Annotated in this window: 15 protein-coding genes; 10 read left to right on the top strand and 5 right to left on the bottom strand. The window is 69.2% G+C overall.

The window, feature by feature from the left end:
• Positions 1 to 168: 168 nt before the first annotated feature.
• From Q4F04_RS04350 to Q4F04_RS04365, 4 genes are all read left to right on the top strand, one after another.
• Positions 169 to 816 carry a GntR family transcriptional regulator gene (locus tag Q4F04_RS04350; RefSeq protein WP_303368607.1) on the top strand — a complete coding sequence of 216 codons (648 nt, stop codon included), beginning with the start codon at positions 169 to 171 and terminating at the stop codon, positions 814 to 816.
• On the top strand, positions 813 to 1,445 hold the full coding sequence (locus tag Q4F04_RS04355) for a DNA-3-methyladenine glycosylase (RefSeq protein WP_303368608.1): 633 nt from the start codon (positions 813 to 815) through the stop codon (positions 1,443 to 1,445). The genes Q4F04_RS04350 and Q4F04_RS04355 overlap by 4 nt, the downstream gene beginning before the upstream one ends.
• A complete protein-coding gene (locus Q4F04_RS04360; protein WP_303368609.1) occupies positions 1,442 to 2,098 on the top strand; it encodes an alpha/beta hydrolase in 657 nt (218 codons plus the stop codon). The genes Q4F04_RS04355 and Q4F04_RS04360 overlap by 4 nt, the downstream gene beginning before the upstream one ends.
• Before the next feature lie 148 nt (positions 2,099 to 2,246).
• Positions 2,247 to 2,849, top strand: coding sequence for an HNH endonuclease (locus Q4F04_RS04365; RefSeq protein ID WP_303368610.1), 603 nt, complete (start codon positions 2,247 to 2,249; stop codon positions 2,847 to 2,849).
• 3 nt (positions 2,850 to 2,852) lie between these two features.
• Here the strand turns inward: Q4F04_RS04365 and Q4F04_RS04370 are convergent, their stop codons facing one another.
• Positions 2,853 to 3,038: a hypothetical protein gene (locus Q4F04_RS04370; RefSeq protein ID WP_303368611.1), complete on the bottom strand. Its 186-nt coding sequence runs from the start codon at positions 3,036 to 3,038 to the stop codon at positions 2,853 to 2,855.
• A 120-nt stretch (positions 3,039 to 3,158) separates the two neighbouring features.
• Here Q4F04_RS04370 and Q4F04_RS04375 point away from each other — a divergent pair, with 120 nt between their 5' ends.
• Entirely contained in the window at positions 3,159 to 4,238 is a 1,080-nt protein-coding gene (locus tag Q4F04_RS04375; RefSeq protein WP_303368612.1) for a PA0069 family radical SAM protein, read from the top strand.
• A 21-nt stretch (positions 4,239 to 4,259) separates the two neighbouring features.
• On the top strand, positions 4,260 to 4,619 hold the full coding sequence (gene arsC / locus Q4F04_RS04380) for an arsenate reductase (glutaredoxin) (RefSeq protein ID WP_303368613.1): 360 nt from the start codon (positions 4,260 to 4,262) through the stop codon (positions 4,617 to 4,619).
• Positions 4,620 to 4,706: 87 nt separating this feature from the next.
• Here the strand turns inward: arsC and trpS are convergent, their stop codons facing one another.
• Complete coding sequence (gene trpS / locus Q4F04_RS04385; RefSeq protein ID WP_303368614.1) at positions 4,707 to 5,726, bottom strand: tryptophan--tRNA ligase; 1,020 nt, start codon at positions 5,724 to 5,726, stop codon at positions 4,707 to 4,709.
• A gap of 80 nt (positions 5,727 to 5,806) precedes the next feature.
• Here trpS and Q4F04_RS04390 point away from each other — a divergent pair, with 80 nt between their 5' ends.
• A complete protein-coding gene (locus Q4F04_RS04390) occupies positions 5,807 to 6,517 on the top strand; it encodes a rhomboid family intramembrane serine protease (protein WP_303368615.1) in 711 nt (236 codons plus the stop codon).
• Positions 6,518 to 6,597: 80 nt separating this feature from the next.
• On the opposite strand, the gene murJ is transcribed toward Q4F04_RS04390, so the two are convergent.
• The 3 genes from murJ to Q4F04_RS04405 all read right to left on the bottom strand — a co-directional run bounded on the left by murJ (position 6,598) and on the right by Q4F04_RS04405 (position 12,129).
• Positions 6,598 to 8,130: a murein biosynthesis integral membrane protein MurJ gene (gene murJ / locus Q4F04_RS04395; RefSeq protein ID WP_303368616.1), complete on the bottom strand. Its 1,533-nt coding sequence runs from the start codon at positions 8,128 to 8,130 to the stop codon at positions 6,598 to 6,600.
• A 4-nt stretch (positions 8,131 to 8,134) separates the two neighbouring features.
• Positions 8,135 to 10,852, bottom strand: coding sequence for a [protein-PII] uridylyltransferase (locus Q4F04_RS04400; RefSeq protein WP_303368641.1), 2,718 nt, complete (start codon positions 10,850 to 10,852; stop codon positions 8,135 to 8,137).
• 77 nt (positions 10,853 to 10,929) lie between these two features.
• Positions 10,930 to 12,129 carry a penicillin-binding protein activator gene (locus tag Q4F04_RS04405; protein WP_303368617.1) on the bottom strand — a complete coding sequence of 400 codons (1,200 nt, stop codon included), beginning with the start codon at positions 12,127 to 12,129 and terminating at the stop codon, positions 10,930 to 10,932.
• A 99-nt stretch (positions 12,130 to 12,228) separates the two neighbouring features.
• Between Q4F04_RS04405 and rsmI the strand changes: the two genes are divergently transcribed.
• From rsmI to gshB, 3 genes are all read left to right on the top strand, one after another.
• Positions 12,229 to 13,185: a 16S rRNA (cytidine(1402)-2'-O)-methyltransferase gene (gene rsmI / locus Q4F04_RS04410; protein WP_303368618.1), complete on the top strand. Its 957-nt coding sequence runs from the start codon at positions 12,229 to 12,231 to the stop codon at positions 13,183 to 13,185.
• Positions 13,160 to 13,579, top strand: coding sequence for a YraN family protein (locus Q4F04_RS04415; protein WP_303368619.1), 420 nt, complete (start codon positions 13,160 to 13,162; stop codon positions 13,577 to 13,579). Before rsmI ends, Q4F04_RS04415 begins: the two co-directional genes overlap by 26 nt.
• Before the next feature lie 70 nt (positions 13,580 to 13,649).
• On the top strand, positions 13,650 to 14,606 hold the full coding sequence (gshB, locus tag Q4F04_RS04420) for a glutathione synthase (protein WP_303368620.1): 957 nt from the start codon (positions 13,650 to 13,652) through the stop codon (positions 14,604 to 14,606).
• The last annotated feature ends 269 nt before the right edge of the window (positions 14,607 to 14,875 follow it).

Below are 14,875 nucleotides of genomic sequence, written 5' to 3' on the forward strand. Positions count from 1 at the left end.
AAAGCGTGTTGTCGAGGTCGAAGATCCAGGCGCCCACGCCTGTGAAATCCGCCTGCAGGGCATGGGCGTCGATGTCGCGCAAGGGGCGAGAGGGCCTGTCCATGCGCCACGGCTAGCGCGGGCGGCGCGGCCTTGCAATCGCCGGGGCGTCCGTCCAACTCTGCCGCGATGAAAGACGCATACAGCCTGATCCTGTCGGCCATTGACGACGGCACCTACCGCCCCGGCGACCGGCTGGTCGAATCGGAACTGGCCGAACGCTTCGGCGTCAGCCGCACCCCCGTGCGCGAGGCGCTGCAGCGGCTGGAAACCCAGTCGATGCTGACCCGCGACGGCCGCAGCCTGATCGTGGCCACGCTGGACCACAACCAGCTGGCCGAGCTTTACACCGTCCGCACCGAGCTTGAGGCGCTGGCCGCCCGCCTCGCCGCCCGCCATGCCACGCGCGAGGAAGTGCGGGTCCTGGGCCAGATGGTCGAGGACGACCACCGCATCGTGGACGACCCGCAGGCGCTGAGCCGGGCGAACCGCCGCTTCCACCACCAGATCCACCTTGCCTCGCACAACCGCTATCTGGTGCAGCAACTCGACATCGTGCATCGGACGATGGCGCTGATGGCCCGGACCTCGCTGGCGGCCGAGGGGCGCGGGGCGCGGTCCCTGGCCGAGCATCGCGAGATCGTCGAGGCCATCGCCTCGGGCGACGGGGATGCGGCGGAAAAGGCTCTGCGCAACCACATCTCGACGGCCTTCGAAACGCGGCTGATGGAATCCGCCCGCGCCTGGGCCAGCACCATCGAGCAGGGGCGGAAGTGAGCGGCTTCCGCGTGATCGAGGCCGAAGGCGACATCGCCGAGGGCGCGGCGCATCTTGCCGCCACCTGTCCCGTCTGGGCGCGCGTCCTGCCCGAGCTTGGCCCCCTGCCGCTGCGCCGGCGCGAAGACGGCTTCGGCGCAGTCATGTCGGCCATCGTCTCGCAGCAGATCTCGGTTGCCGCCGCCGCCTCGATCTCGGGACGGCTGGCGGCGGCGGGGCTGGACCGGGCCGAGACGATCACGGCGGCCGAGGACGCGGCGCTGCGCGGCTGCGGGCTGTCGGGGCAGAAGGTGCGCTACCTGCGGGCGCTGGCCGGGGCGGGGATCGACTTCGACGCCCTGCGGGGGATGCCCGACGAGGAGGTGATCGCGACCCTGACCGCGCTGCCCGGCATCGGTCGCTGGACCGCCGAGATGTACCTGATCTTCGCCCTCGGTCGCGCCGACGCCTTCGCGCCCGACGACCTGGCCCTGCAGGAAGCGGCGCGGATCATGTACGCCTTGCCCGAGCGCCCGCGCGGCAAGGCTCTGGCCGAGATCGCGAAGCCCTGGGCACCGTGGCGCGCGGTTGCGGCGCGGGGGCTCTGGGCCTATTACCACCACGCCAAGGGACGCGAGGGGGTGACATGACGCGCGAGTTGCAATCGGATCGCCGCGGGCCTGCGAAGGCGGGCTCGGTCATCGTCTTCCTGCACGGCTATGGCGCGGATGGCGCCGACCTGCTGGGCCTGTCCGAGCCGCTGGGCCGCTACCTGCCCGACACCGCCTTCTACGCCCCGAACGCGCCCGAGCCTTGCGTCAACAATCCCTTCGGCTTCCAGTGGTTTCCGATCCCCTGGCTGGACGGCTCGACCGAGGCGCAGGCCCGCGCCTCGATGGAGAAATCCATCGACGACCTGAACGCTTTTCTCGACGCCGTGCTGGCGCGCGAAGGGCTGACGCCTGACCGCATGGTGGTCGTCGGCTTCTCGCAGGGGACGATGATGGCGCTGCATGTCCTGCCGCGCCGGGCGCAGGCCGTGGCGGGGATCGTCGGCTTCTCGGGCCGCCTGCTGGCGCCGGAACTGGTGGGCGAGGTCCGGGTCCGCCCGCCGGTCCTGCTGCTGCACGGCGACCAGGACCCGATGGTGCCATTCGCCGACATGGGGCTGGCGGAACGGGCGCTGTCCGGCGCGGGCTTCGACATCGCGACCCATGTGATGCCCGGCACCGGCCACGGCATCTCGCCCGATGGCCTGGGCGCGGCGCTGAGCTTTGTCCGCAAGGTGCTGGGCGCGCTTTAGAATCTGCGGCGTTGCCAAACGGTCACGTTGCCGTCATGCCGCGTTTACCTGCTTCCCCGATACCCCGCCACATGTAGAGCCTTGTCATGGTCGCGCCGCCCAATATAGTCGGCGGCGAGTCCTGAGGCGTGATGGCGGGGACAACCGGATGCTTGACGACCCACATGTCGACGCCGACTTCCGCACCCAGTTCGTGCGCGACCCCGCGTCGTTGCGGCGGAACCCGGCACTGGTCCTGAACGCGGACTATCGGCCGCTCAGCTATTATCCCCTGTCGCTGTGGCCCTGGCAGGAGACCATCAAGGCGGTGTTCCTGGACCGCGTGACGATCCTTGCCGAATACGAGGAGGTCGTGCGGAGCCAGAGGGAGGCGATACGCATCCCCTCGGTCGTGGTGCTGAGGGATTATGTCAGACCCAGGAAGCGCGTGGCATTCACGCGCTTCAATCTTTTCATGCGGGACGGATTCTGCTGCCAGTATTGCGGATCAAGGGGCGACCTGACCTTTGACCACGTGGTGCCCCGGTCGCGCGGCGGCGTCACAAGCTGGGAAAACGTGGTCGCCGCCTGTTCGCCCTGCAACCTGCGGAAAGCGAACAAGAGCCTGCGGGCCTCGGGGCTGCGGCTGGCACGCGCCCCCCGCCGCCCCAGTTCCGAGGAAATGCACGCCATGGGCCGGCGCTTTCCGCCGAACCACCTGCATGTGAGCTGGATGGACTATCTCTACTGGGACGCCGAACTGGAAAGCTGAGGCTCAGGCGTCGGGCGTGTGGCGCGGCCCGTTGCCGATGCGCGCCGACAGATGCGCGACCGCCGCGGCGATCACCGTGCCAAGCGCCAGCACCTGCAGGGGAATCCCCAGCGACACGGCCACGACCAGCGTGACGCCCGCCGCCACGATCACGGCCAGGACCAGCATCAGGAAATGGGGCAGGGGCATCGCTTTCTCCTTCATGGCCTGAATATGTGGCGCGCTGCCTGAAATGGAAAGCCGCGAATGGCGCGAAATGTTCCCATGCGCAGGCTTGCCAATGTTCCTGTTGTGTTCCAGTCTTGGCCCATGCTGCCGCCCCGCAACCCGGACGAGATCCTCAAGGCCCGTGGCGCCGCGCATCGCCCCGCCCCGCGGTTCGAGCCATACCAGCTTGTGCATGAGGATGACGGCTGGGCCGCGCCCCCCGACGAAAACCTGCTGCGGACCGAGATCACGACCGAGGCGCCGCGCCGGATCATCACCCGCAACGATTCGCCCGACGTGCCCTTTGACCGCTCGGTGAACCCGTACCGGGGCTGCGAGCATGGCTGCATCTACTGCTTCGCCCGGCCCACCCACGCTTGGCTGGGCCTGTCGCCGGGCCTCGACTTCGAAACCCGCATCGTCGCCAAGCCGGATGCGCCGAGGCTGCTGGAAGCCGAGATCGCCCGCCCCGGCTATGCCGTGGCCCCCATCGCCTTCGGCACCAACACCGACCCCTACCAGCCGGCAGAGGCGGGTCTGGGGATCATGCGCGGCTGCCTGCAGGTGCTGCATGACTGGAACCACCCGCTCAGCATCGTGACGCGGGGGCGAGGGGTCCTGCGCGACCTCGACCTGATCGGGGCGATGGCGACCCGGGGGCAGGTCTTCGTCGGCATCTCGCTGACCACGCTGGACGCGGCATTGGCAAGGGCGATGGAGCCGCGCGCCCCCGCCCCCGCGACCCGGCTGAGGATGATCCGCGCGCTGGCGGATGCGGGCGTCCGCGTCCGCGTCATGCTGTCCCCCATGATCCCCGCGTTGACGGACCACGAGATCGAATCGCTTCTTGCCGCGGCGCGGGCTGCGGGCGCGGCCACCGCCAGCATGATCCCGATCCGCCTGCCGCTTGAGGTGGCGCCGCTCTTCCGCGACTGGCTGAACCGCCACCATCCGGGGCGCGCCGTCCATGTCATGTCCCGCATCCGGGCAATGCGCGGCGGACGCGACAACGATCCCCGCTTCGGCCACCGGATGCGGGGCGAAGGACCCGAAGCCGAGCTGATGCACCAGCGTTTCCGCGTTGCCCGCAAACGCCTGGGCTATGACGGCGAAAGCCCTCCTCTCGATTGCAGCCGCTTTGCCCCGCCGCCGCGCCCCGGCGACCAGCTTGCGCTGTTCTGACAGTCAGGGCAGGCTGAAGCCATGACGGTGATCTGGCACAATCCGAACTGTTCGACCTCGCGCAAGGTGCTGGCCGCGCTGCGCGAAAGCGGCGACGACCCCGAGGTGATCGAGTACCTCAAGACCCCGCCCGACCGCGAGACGATCCGGCAATGGACAGCTGACGCCGGGCTGACGGTCCGGCAGGCGCTGCGGCAGCGAAACACCCCCTATCACGACCTTGGCCTGGGCGATCCCGAACTGACCGACGACCAGCTTCTCGATTCGATCGTGGCGCATCCGATCCTGCTGGAGCGCCCCTTCGTGCGGACATCGCTCGGCACCCGCCTCTGCCGCCCGCCCGAGCGCGTCTTCGAGATCATGGCGAACCCGCCTGCCTGATACCAGCCTCGCCGCGCAGGCTCGTTCTTCTTCGCTCAAATATCGCGGGGGAGCCGCAGAATGCGGCGGGGGCGGCAGCCCCCATGCTCACCGCGCCGCCGGGATCATCCCCATGATCCCGCGCGCTTCCGCCACGATGGGCGAGGCGATGGCATCGGCCTTCTCGGCGCCTGCCAGCAGGATGCGGTCGATCTCGGCGGGATCGCCCATCAACTCGTTCATCCGCCGGGTGATCGGCGCCAGCACCGACACGGCGAGGTCGGCCAGCGCCGGCTTGAAGGCGCCGAAGCCCTGGCCCTCGAACCGCGCCAGCACCGCCTCCGGCGTCTCGCCCGAAAGTGCTGCGTGGATGTTGACGAGGTTCCTTGCCTCGGGCCGGTCCTTCAGCCCCTCCATGGAACTCGGCAGCGGCTCGGCATCGGTCCTTGCCTTGCGGATCTTCTGGGCGATGGCGTCGGCGTCGTCGGTCAGGTTGATGCGGCTGGCGTCCGAAGGGTCGGACTTGGACATCTTCTTCGTCCCGTCCCGCAGGGACATGACGCGGGTGGCCGCACCCTCGATCACCGGCTCGGGCGCGGGGAAGAAGTCGGTGCCGTAGTCGTGGTTGAACTTGGCCGCGATGTCGCGGGTCAGTTCCACGTGCTGCTTCTGGTCCTCGCCCACCGGCACATGGGTCGCCTGATAGGCGAGGATGTCGGCCGCCATCAGCGCGGGATAGGCGTAAAGGCCAAGGCTGACCGCCTCGGCGTTCTTGCCCGCCTTGTCCTTGAACTGGGTCATGCGGTTCATCCAGCCCAGCCGGGCCACGCAGGACAGCATCCAGCCCAGTTCCGCATGGGCGGGAACGTGGCTTTGCACGAACAGGACCGATTGCGCGGGGTCGATGCCCGAGGCCAGGAAGGCCGCCGCCGCCTCGCGCGTCTGCTGGCGCAGCCGCTCGGGTTCCTGCCAGACGGTGATCGCATGCAGGTCGACGAGGCAATAGACCGTCTCGACCTGCCCCTGCTTTTCGGCAAAGCGGCGGAGCGCGCCGAGATAGTTGCCCAGTGTCAGGCCGCCCGACGGCTGGATGCCAGAAAAGATGCGCGGAGTGTGAACGCGTGCCATGCTGCTGCCTGCTGGAAAATCCGTCGGCGCCGGGATACCCCTTGCCCCTGACAGGCGCAACCGCGCCGGAAAGGACCGCGATGCGCGTCGGAATGAACGAAAGCCCCGTCAACAGCCTGCCCGCCGTGCTGTGGATGCTCGCGCTGCCCATCATCGCCGCCGAGGCGTATTTCGGCCTGGGCCGCCTGGGCTTTCTTGCGGGCGGCGTCAACGCGGGCCGGGCCGCGCGAGGGATCACCATCGAGCGCACCGCCTTCGCGCCCGAGTTCCTGGTCCGCGCCTTCGACCGCTCCTCGGTGGCGGGGGCCGAGCTTTACCGGCTGATCACCTATCCCTTCGTCCATTACTCGCTGACCCACGCGCTGTTCGTTCTCGTGTTCCTGCTGGCGTTGGGGAACATGGTGGCGCGATCCTTCCGCCCCTGGGCGGTGGTGGCGCTGTTCTTCGCCTCGGCCATCGGCGGCGCGGCGGTCTATTCGGTTGCCGCGGGGCTGCTGCCGCTGTTCCACTTCGACCCGCTGGTGGGGGGCTACGCTCCGGTCTACGGCCTGCTGGGCGCCTTCACCTTCCTTTTGTGGACCCGGCTGGGTCAGGAAAATGCCAACCAGCTTCGCGCCTTCACGCTGATCGGGGTGCTGCTGCTGTTCCAGCTTGTGTTCGGCATCGCCTTCGGCGGCGCGGGCAAGAACTGGATCGCCGAGGTTTCGGGCTTCGTGATCGGCTTCGGGCTGTCCTTTGTGCTGATCCCCGGCGGTCTCGGCCGCGTGCGCCGACGCATCCGGCAACGCTAGGCCGCTCGTTCTTCTTCGCTCAAGTATCCCGGGATCGTCGTATACGACGATGGGGCCGGCCCCCGGTCCGGCGCCGATCCTCAGCGCCGCCGTCGGATGTTGGCGCGCAACTCGGCCGGGCTGATCGCGCCGGTCAGGAAGCTCAGCGCGAAATAACCCGCAGCCCCCCCGAAGACGAGGATGGCGAGGTCGGGGATGTCGCCCTCGCCGTCCTGCGCCAGCCAGCCGCGCAGCACCCACAGCCCCGCCGCCATCAGCGCCGAGGACAGTAGGATCCGCGGCGCCCGGGCGCGCAGCCGTCGGTCCAGCCGCGCCGACAGGCCCATGCCGCGCGTGCCCCGCCAGAGCTGCACGACCATGACCCAGGCGGCCACGGTCGTGCCCAGCGCGGCCGCCAGGAAGCCGATCAGCGGCATCAGCCCCACCGCCACGACCGCGTTCACGATCATCGAATGGACCGCGTAGCGGAAGGGTGTCCGCGTATCCTCGCGCGCGAAATACAGCGGCTGCAGGATTTTCTGCAGGACAAAGGCGGGCAGGCCCAGGGCATAGACGACCAGCGCCCGCGCGGTCATCTGCGTGTCATGCGCGTCGAAGGCGCCGCGCTGGAACAGCGTGGCGACCATGGGCACCGCGATCACGGCGATGGCGAAGGCGGCGGGCAGCGTCAGGAACATCCCGAACTCGGTCGCCCGCGACAGGGCCGACTGGCCGCCCGCATCGTCGCCCGCCCGCAGGCGGCGCGACAGTTCCGGCAGCAGCACGACCGCCACCGCCGCACCGACCACCCCCAGCGGCAGTTGATACAGCCGGTCGGAATAGCTGAGCCAGCCGATCGCGCCCTCGAAGAAGGACCCGACCTGCCGCCCCACCAGCAGGTTCACCTGCACGACGCCGCCTGCGAAGATCGCGGGCAGGGCGATCGACAGAAGCCGGCGCATGTCGGGGGTCAGCCTCGGCCTGCCGGGGACGAAGCGCCAGCCGGTGCGCGAGGCGTCCCACCAGACCAGCGCCAGTTGCGCCACCCCCGTGGCCGGCGTGGCCCAGGACAGCGTCAGCCCCAGGTCCCATCCCTGCCAGCGCCCCAGCAGCATGGCCAGGATGAACAGCAGGTTCAGCAGCACGGGCGCGGCCGCCGCGACCCCGAAGCGGCCATGGGCGTTCAGCACCCCCGAGATCATCGAGGCGAGCGAGATCAGCAGGATATAGGGAAACGTGATCCGCCCGTATTCCACGGCCAGGTCGAAGCGTTCGTCGCCCGCGAAGCCGGCCGCCATCAGCCAGACCAGCCCGGGCATCAGGATCATCGCGAGCGCCGAGAACACCGCCACCACGAACCCCAGCCCCGCGAAGGCATCGGCGGCGAAGCGCCGCGGCTCCTCGCCCGATTCCAGCTTCTTGGAAAACATCGGCACGAAGGCGGTGTTGAAGGCCCCTTCCGCGAAGAAGCGGCGGAACATGTTGGGCAGCGACAGGGCCACAAGGAAAGATTCGGCCTGCGCGCCGGTGCCCAGCCATGCCGCCATCAGGATATCGCGCACAAAGCCCGTCAGCCGGGACATGAAGGTCCAGAGGCCCACGGAGATGAACCCCCGCACCAGTCCGCCGCGCATGAATTCAGGCCTCCGCTCGTTCCGCGCCTTCGCGTATCGCCTGATGCAGCCTGCGTTCAAGGGCCTCTCGTTTCGCGGGCTGGGTCAGCTTCAGCCCGAAGGCGTCCTTGACGTAGAAGCTGTCCACCACCTGCGCGCCGTAGGTGGCGATCACGGCGCTGACGATCTGGATGTGGTTCGCCGCCAGCGTCCGCGTCAGGTCATACAGCAGCCCCGGCCGGTCGCGGGTGTCCACCTGGATGATCGTGTGGATTTCCGATCCCTCGTTGTCGAAGGTGACATGGGTCGGGAAGCGGAAGGCGCGGTCGCGCTTTTTCGGCTTGTCGCGCTGGGTCAGGGCGTCGCGGGGCACGATCTCTCCAGCCAGCGTGCGGAAGATCATGCGCCGCAGTTGCGGCAGGCGGTCGGCGGCATAGGGCCGCCCCTCGGCATCCTGCACCCAGAACACGGCGGTCGCATAGCCGTCGCGCGTGGTATAGGTCCGCGCGTCCACCACGTTGGCGCCGACCAGCGCCAGGGCGCCGGCGAGGCGCGAGAACAGCCCCGGATGGTCGGCCATGACAAAGGCCGCGCGGGTGGCGTCCCGCCGCAGGTCGGGGTCGAGATCCATGCGGATCCCGTCGGCCGAGATGCCTTTCAGCAGCCGGGCGAAGACCTGCTGGGTGTCCGTGGGCAGGCCCTGCCAGTAGCTGTCGTAATGCCGCCTGGCCTCGGCGCGGATGTCGGCGGGCGCCCAGCCCTGCGCGGTCAGCAGGTGGCGCAGGCTGCGGCGCGCCTCGTCCACGCGCTGCTCGCGGTTGACGTCCTCGAGGCCATTTTCCAGCACGTCCGCCGTCAGCCGGTGCAGCTTGCGCAGCAGTTCCGCCTTCCAGTTGTTCCAGGTGGTCGGCCCCACGCCGCGGATGTCGCAGACCGTCAGCACCGCCAGCAGGTCCAGCCTGCTGCGGGATCGCACCGCCTTGGCGAAATCGCGCAGCGTGCGGGGGTCCGAGATGTCGCGCTTCTGCGCCACGTCCGACATCAGCAGGTGGTTGCGGATCAGCCATTCGACCAGTTCGATCCGGGCGGGGTCCAGTCCCAGCCGCTGGCACACCCGCCGGGCGATCTGCGCCCCGATGATCGAATGATCCTCGGGCCGTCCCTTGCCGATGTCGTGCAGCAGGGTGGCAAGATAGATCACCTTCCGGTCAAGCCTGCCCTCGGCCATGATGGCGCTGACGATGGGCAGGTCCTCGACCAGCTCGCCCCGTTCGATCTGCGCCAGCGCCGCCACGCATTGGATCAGGTGCTCGTCCACCGTGTAGTGGTGATAGACGTTGAACTGCATCATCGCGACGATGCGCTCGAACTCGGGGATATAGGCGCCCAGCACGCCCAGCTCGTTCATGCGGCGCAGGGCGCGTTCGGGGTTCCCGTGCTTCAGCAGCAGGTCGAGGAAGATGCGCGCGGCCTCGGGGTCGGCGCGCATGGGGTCGTCGATGCGGTAAAGGTTCTGCGCCACCAGCCGCATCGCCTCGGGGTGGATCAGGATGCCGCTGCGGAGCGCCTCCTCGAAGACGCGCAGGATGTTCAGGGGATCGGCGAAGAAGCTGTCGGGATCGGCGATGGCAAGGCGCCCGGTCTCGACCCTGAAGCCCGCGGCGACCCTCGGCTTGCGGAACCGTTCCAGAAGCGGCGCGCGATACAGGTGGCGCTGTTCCAGCCCGGTCAGGAAGACGCGGGTCAGCTCGCCCACCTTCGTCGCGTGGCGGAAATAATCCTGCATGAAGATCTCGACCCCGCGCCGCCCGCCCGCGTCGCGGTAGCCCATGCGCTCGGCCACCTCGATCTGCATGTCGAAGCTGAGCTTTTCCACGGCCCGGCCGGCGACCAGATGCATGTGGCAGCGCACGGCCCACAGGAAATCCTCGGCCGCCCAGAAGGTCGTGTGCTCGGCGCGGGTGAAATGGCCGGCGTCCACCAGCTCGATCGCCCGGTCCACCTGGTGGATGTATTTCGCGATCCAGTAAAGCGTCTGCAGGTCCCGCAGCCCCCCCTTGCCTTCCTTGACATTGGGTTCCAGCACATAGCGCCGGCCGCCCTGCCGCCGGTGGCGCTCCTCGCGTTCTTCCAGCTTGGCCTCGATGAACTGGGGCACGCTGCGCTCGAACAGTTCCGGCCACAGCCGCTCGCGCAGGGTCTGTCCCAGCAGGGCGTCGCCGCAGACCAGCCGGTGTTCCAGCAGGCTGGTGCGGATGGTCATGTCGGCTTCCGCCAGCCGGATGCATTCGTCGACCGATCGCGTGGCCTGCCCGACCTTCAGCTTGAGGTCCCACAGCATGTAGAGCATCGATTCGATGACGCTCTCGATCCAGCCGGTGGGTTTCCAGGGCAGCAGGAACAGCAGGTCCACGTCGGAATGGGGCGCCATCTCGCCGCGCCCGTAGCCGCCGACGGCCAGCACCGCCAGCCGCTCGCCCTCGGTCGGCGCAAGGTTCGGATGCAGGCGGACGGTGGCGACATGGTGAATGGCGCGGACGGTGGCATCGGTCAGTTGCGCGATGGCGCGGACCGTCTCGCGCCCCTTGCGGGGGTGGCTGGCAAGGCCCGCGACGATGTCGGCCATCGCCTCGGCGCGGGCGGTGGACAGCAGCGCCACGGTGCGGGCGCGGATCTCGCGCGGGTCGGTCAGCCCGTGCAGCGCGGCGTCGAGCCCCGCGATCGCGGATTCGCTGTCAAACAACGGATGCGCCCCGGGCAGGGCCGGGGCGCTCTGGATCGGCTGGACGGGGGCGCCGTCCTCGTCGGATCGGATCAAGATCAGAAACCGGCGCCGCGGAAGCTGCGGCTGGGCGGGTCGATGATGACAAGCTGCCCGTTCCGCAGGGTGGCGACCGCAAGCTGGCGCTGGTTGCCGCCGTCGGGCAGCAGGCGGAAGGCGCCCTGGATGCCGGCGAATCCGCTGCCGCGGGTCAGCCCGGCGGTGGTCACGGCATCGCGCCGCCTGGCCCGGACCTGCGCCGCGATGGCCGAGACGCCGTCATAGGCCAAAGTCGCGAATTCATGCGGCTGCTCGCCGAAGGCGGCGCGGTAGCGGGCGTTGAACTCGGCGATGCGGGGCAGGTCGGGGACCGCGAACCAGCCGTTCTGCAACTGCGGCAGGCGGGCGCGATCAGACGGGATGTCCCAGCGGGTCAGGCCCATCAGCTGGATCGACTGCCCGCTCAGGCCCACATCCGCCAGCGCGCCGGTGATCTCGGGCAGGACGGCCACGTTGTTGCCGGTCAGGAAGATCGCCTGCGCCTGGTTGGCGGCGGCCGCCCGGGCGATGGTGGGGGCGATGCGGTCCATCTCGGCCCGCGTCGGACCGTGGCCGGTCTTTCCGACGGTGGTCGCGCGGTTGCGGGCGATGGCGCCCTCGATGGCATTGCCGCCGATCTGGCCTGCGACATCCGTTTCATGGACGATCAGGAACCGGCTGAGGCCCCGGTCCACGCCATAGGAAACCAGCCGGTTGGCGGTGTTCGCAAAGGTGTTGCCCAGCACGAACAGGTTGCCGCCCGCGATGTCGGCGTTGTTCGAGAATGACAGGACGTTCACCCGCCCCTGCACCGCATTGCCGACCGCGTTGGCCGATTCCGCGTGCAGCGGCCCGACGATGACCTTGGCGCCGTCGCTGACGGCGCGGTTGGCTTCCTGCACCGCGCGGGCCGCGTCGTCGCCGCTTTCATAGACCCGCAGGTCGATGCGGGCGCCCTGCGCGTCGGCGACCGCCATGCGTGCCGCATTTGCCATCGACCGCGCCATGTAGTCGTAGTTCGGATCGCCCGAGCCGCCCGGCACCAGCAGCGCCACCTGCACCGGCTGCGAGGGGTCGATGACCGGGCCGGTCTGCGGCCCCGAGGCCTGCTGCTGCACGGGCTCGCAGGCGGCCAGCGCCAGTGCCGAGACCAGCGCCGCCACGCGCATCAGGGGGCGGCGCCAGGACGCCGGGTCGAGCCGCAGGGGGATTGAGGCCATCGGGTGATTCCCTTGTTCTGGAATGCCGGTTCGGGCGGAAGGGTAGCCACAGACGGCGCGGCGTGGCAACCTGACGCCCCGGGTGACGAAAGGCCGTTGATGCGCGAAGACGAACGATCCGGCCGCCACGAGGCGGCGCCCGCCGGGGCCGAGCCTGCGCGCGTCCTTGCGGCCTCGGTCCTCGCCGCAGGGCTCGATCCGGGGCTTTACCTTGTCGCGACGCCCATCGGCGCGGCACGCGACATCACGCTGCGGGCGCTGGACGTGCTGAACGCCGCCGACCTGCTGGCGGCCGAGGACACCCGCACCCTGCGCCACCTGATGTCGATCCATGGCATCCCGCTGCGCGGGCGGCGCATCCTTGCCTATCACGACCACAATGCCGACCGCGCCCGCCCCGCGATCCTGTCGGCGATCGCCGGGGGGCAGTCGGTCGCCTATTGCTCGGACGCGGGCACGCCGCTGGTGGCCGATCCCGGCTTCCGCCTGTCGCGCGACGTGGCGGGGGCAGGGGGGCGGGTCCATGCCGTCCCCGGCGCCTCGGCCCTGCTGGCGGCGCTGACGGTGGCGGGGCTGCCGACGGACCGCTTCCTTTTCGCGGGCTTCGCGCCGTCGCAGAAGGGCGCGCGGCGGCGCTGGCTGGAACGGCAGGCAAGGCTGGACGCGACGGTGGTGATCTTTGAAAGCCCCCGGCGCGTTAAGGACATGTTGAGAGATCTCTGCGAGATCGACGGGGACCGTGATATCGCGGTCTGCAGGGAACTGACCAAGAAGTTCGAGGAAGTGCTGCGCGGCCCGGCCCGTTCCGTGATGGGAATGATCCCCGACGAGGGACTGCGGGGCGAGATCGTGGTGGTCATGGCGCCGGGCGGCGAGGTGGCGGCGGATGACGAGGCGGTCCGTGCCGCGCTTTCCGGTCGGCTGGGCCGGATGACCATGCGGGACGCGGCCGCCGAGGTGGCGGCGGCGGTCGGCCGCCCGCGCAAGGATGTGTATCGCATGGCCCTGGCCATGCAGGAGGAACGGGACGATGACGGTGCTGATGCCGTGGATTGATGCCGCAAGGCCGCGTCGTTCCTCTCGGGGCCGTGTCGCGCGAGGGATTGCCGCCCATGCAAGCGGACATGCTGCCGAGCGGCTGGTGGCCGCGCGCTACGCCGAGCGCGGCTGCGCGATCCTGGAACACTGCTGGCGCAGCCCCGCGGGAGAGGTTGACCTGATCCTGCGGGATGGGGAAACCATTGTCTTCGTCGAGGTCAAGAAATCTGAAACCCATGACATCGCCGCCCAGCGCATCTCGCGCCGGCAGATGGACCGGATCTGCCGGGCGGCGCTGCTGTATTCCGACCGCCTGCCCGGCGGATCGCTGACCGAGATGCGCTTCGACGCGGCGCTGGTGGATGGCTCGGGCCGGGTCGAGATCGTGGAAAACGCCTTCGGCCTGAACTGACCCCCCGCTTGCATCGCCCGGACGCCCGCGCCAGAACCGGGCGAGTTCAACCCAAGCCCCGGAGCCGACGATGCCCCTCAAGGTCGCCCTGCAGATGGACCCGATCGAGAATGTCTCGATCTCGGCCGACTCGACGTTCCGGATCGGGCTGGAGGCCGAGGCGCGGGGCCACAGCCTGTTCCAGTACACGCCCGATGCGCTGATCTTCGACGAAGGGCGGCTGTCCGCGCGCGGCCGCGACGTGACCCTGCGGCGGGAACAGGGCAACCATGTCAGCTTCGGGGAATGGCGGACCGCCGATCTGACCGAATTCGATGTCCTCTGGCTGCGCCAGGACCCGCCCTTCGACATGGGCTATGTCACGACGACGCATCTTCTGGACCGCATCCACCCGGATGTGCTGGTGGTGAACGATCCGTTCTGGGTCAGGAACTCGCCCGAAAAGCTGTTCGTGCTGGATTTCCCCGACCTGACGCCCCCCACCATGATCGCCCGCGACGTCGAGGCGATCCGCGCCTTCCGCCAGCGCCACGATGAAATCATCATCAAGCCCCTTTACGGCAATGGCGGGGCGGGGGTGTTCCATCTGCCGCAGGCCGACGCCAACCTTTCGGCGCTGCTGGAGCTGTTCGGCGGCCTCAGCCGCGAGCCGGTGATCGTGCAGAAATACCTGCCCGCCGTGGTCAAGGGCGACAAGCGCGTGATCCTCGTGGACGGGGAACCGGTCGGCGCCATCAACCGCATCCCGGCCGAGGGCGAGGCACGATCCAACATGCATGTCGGCGGCCGCCCCGAGAAGGTGGACCTGACACAGCGCGAACGCGAGATCTGCGCCGCCATCGGCCCGGTCCTGCGGGAAAAGGGGCTGATCTTCGTCGGCATCGACGTGATCGACGGCTGGCTGACCGAGATCAACGTGACCTCGCCCACGGGCATCCAGGAACTCGAACGCTTCGACGGCATCAACGCCGCCGCCCTGATCTGGGAAGCGATCGAGCGCCGCCGCGCCGCTGCGCGGCAAGACTGATGGCTCGTCGGTCAGGAATGCGGACCGGCCGTGCGATCATCGGCACGGCCTCCGGTTCGGCCGGCCGCGATCAACGGGAAGGCATCCGGAAGTATCGGCGCTCTGCCGATGACGCTGCCTGATCCGAAAGGCAACAACGGTCGCGGCGCCATTGCTCCGCGCTGTTCGAGCGGGCGGTTGCCGCCACGGGCGCGATAGCATGCCCTGACGGCTTTCTGCCCGGCCGTGTTATCGTGCTGGGCGCAAGGTCAGCAGCGCGTGGATGGCAG

The sequence above is a fragment of the Paracoccus sp. (in: a-proteobacteria) genome, assembly GCF_030536915.1.
GTDB lineage: Bacteria > Pseudomonadota > Alphaproteobacteria > Rhodobacterales > Rhodobacteraceae > Paracoccus.

Bases quoted from the DNA above. Each gene is read 5' to 3' on its own strand.
- Q4F04_RS04360 (WP_303368609.1), top strand. From the start codon at position 1,442: ATGACGCGCGAGTTGCAATCGGATCGCCGCGGGCCTGCGAAGGCGGGC.
- Q4F04_RS04350 (WP_303368607.1), top strand. From the start codon at position 169: ATGAAAGACGCATACAGCCTGATCCTGTCGGCCATTGACGACGGCACC.
- gshB (WP_303368620.1), top strand. From the start codon at position 13,650: ATGCCCCTCAAGGTCGCCCTGCAGATGGACCCGATCGAGAATGTCTCG.
- Q4F04_RS04375 (WP_303368612.1), top strand. From the start codon at position 3,159: ATGCTGCCGCCCCGCAACCCGGACGAGATCCTCAAGGCCCGTGGCGCC.
- trpS (WP_303368614.1), bottom strand. From the start codon at position 5,726: ATGGCACGCGTTCACACTCCGCGCATCTTTTCTGGCATCCAGCCGTCG.
- arsC (WP_303368613.1), top strand. From the start codon at position 4,260: ATGACGGTGATCTGGCACAATCCGAACTGTTCGACCTCGCGCAAGGTG.
- Q4F04_RS04405 (WP_303368617.1), bottom strand. From the start codon at position 12,129: ATGGCCTCAATCCCCCTGCGGCTCGACCCGGCGTCCTGGCGCCGCCCC.
- Q4F04_RS04390 (WP_303368615.1), top strand. From the start codon at position 5,807: ATGCGCGTCGGAATGAACGAAAGCCCCGTCAACAGCCTGCCCGCCGTG.
- rsmI (WP_303368618.1), top strand. From the start codon at position 12,229: ATGCGCGAAGACGAACGATCCGGCCGCCACGAGGCGGCGCCCGCCGGG.
- Q4F04_RS04415 (WP_303368619.1), top strand. From the start codon at position 13,160: ATGACGGTGCTGATGCCGTGGATTGATGCCGCAAGGCCGCGTCGTTCC.
- Q4F04_RS04370 (WP_303368611.1), bottom strand. From the start codon at position 3,038: ATGCCCCTGCCCCATTTCCTGATGCTGGTCCTGGCCGTGATCGTGGCG.
- murJ (WP_303368616.1), bottom strand. From the start codon at position 8,130: ATGCGCGGCGGACTGGTGCGGGGGTTCATCTCCGTGGGCCTCTGGACC.
- Q4F04_RS04365 (WP_303368610.1), top strand. From the start codon at position 2,247: ATGCTTGACGACCCACATGTCGACGCCGACTTCCGCACCCAGTTCGTG.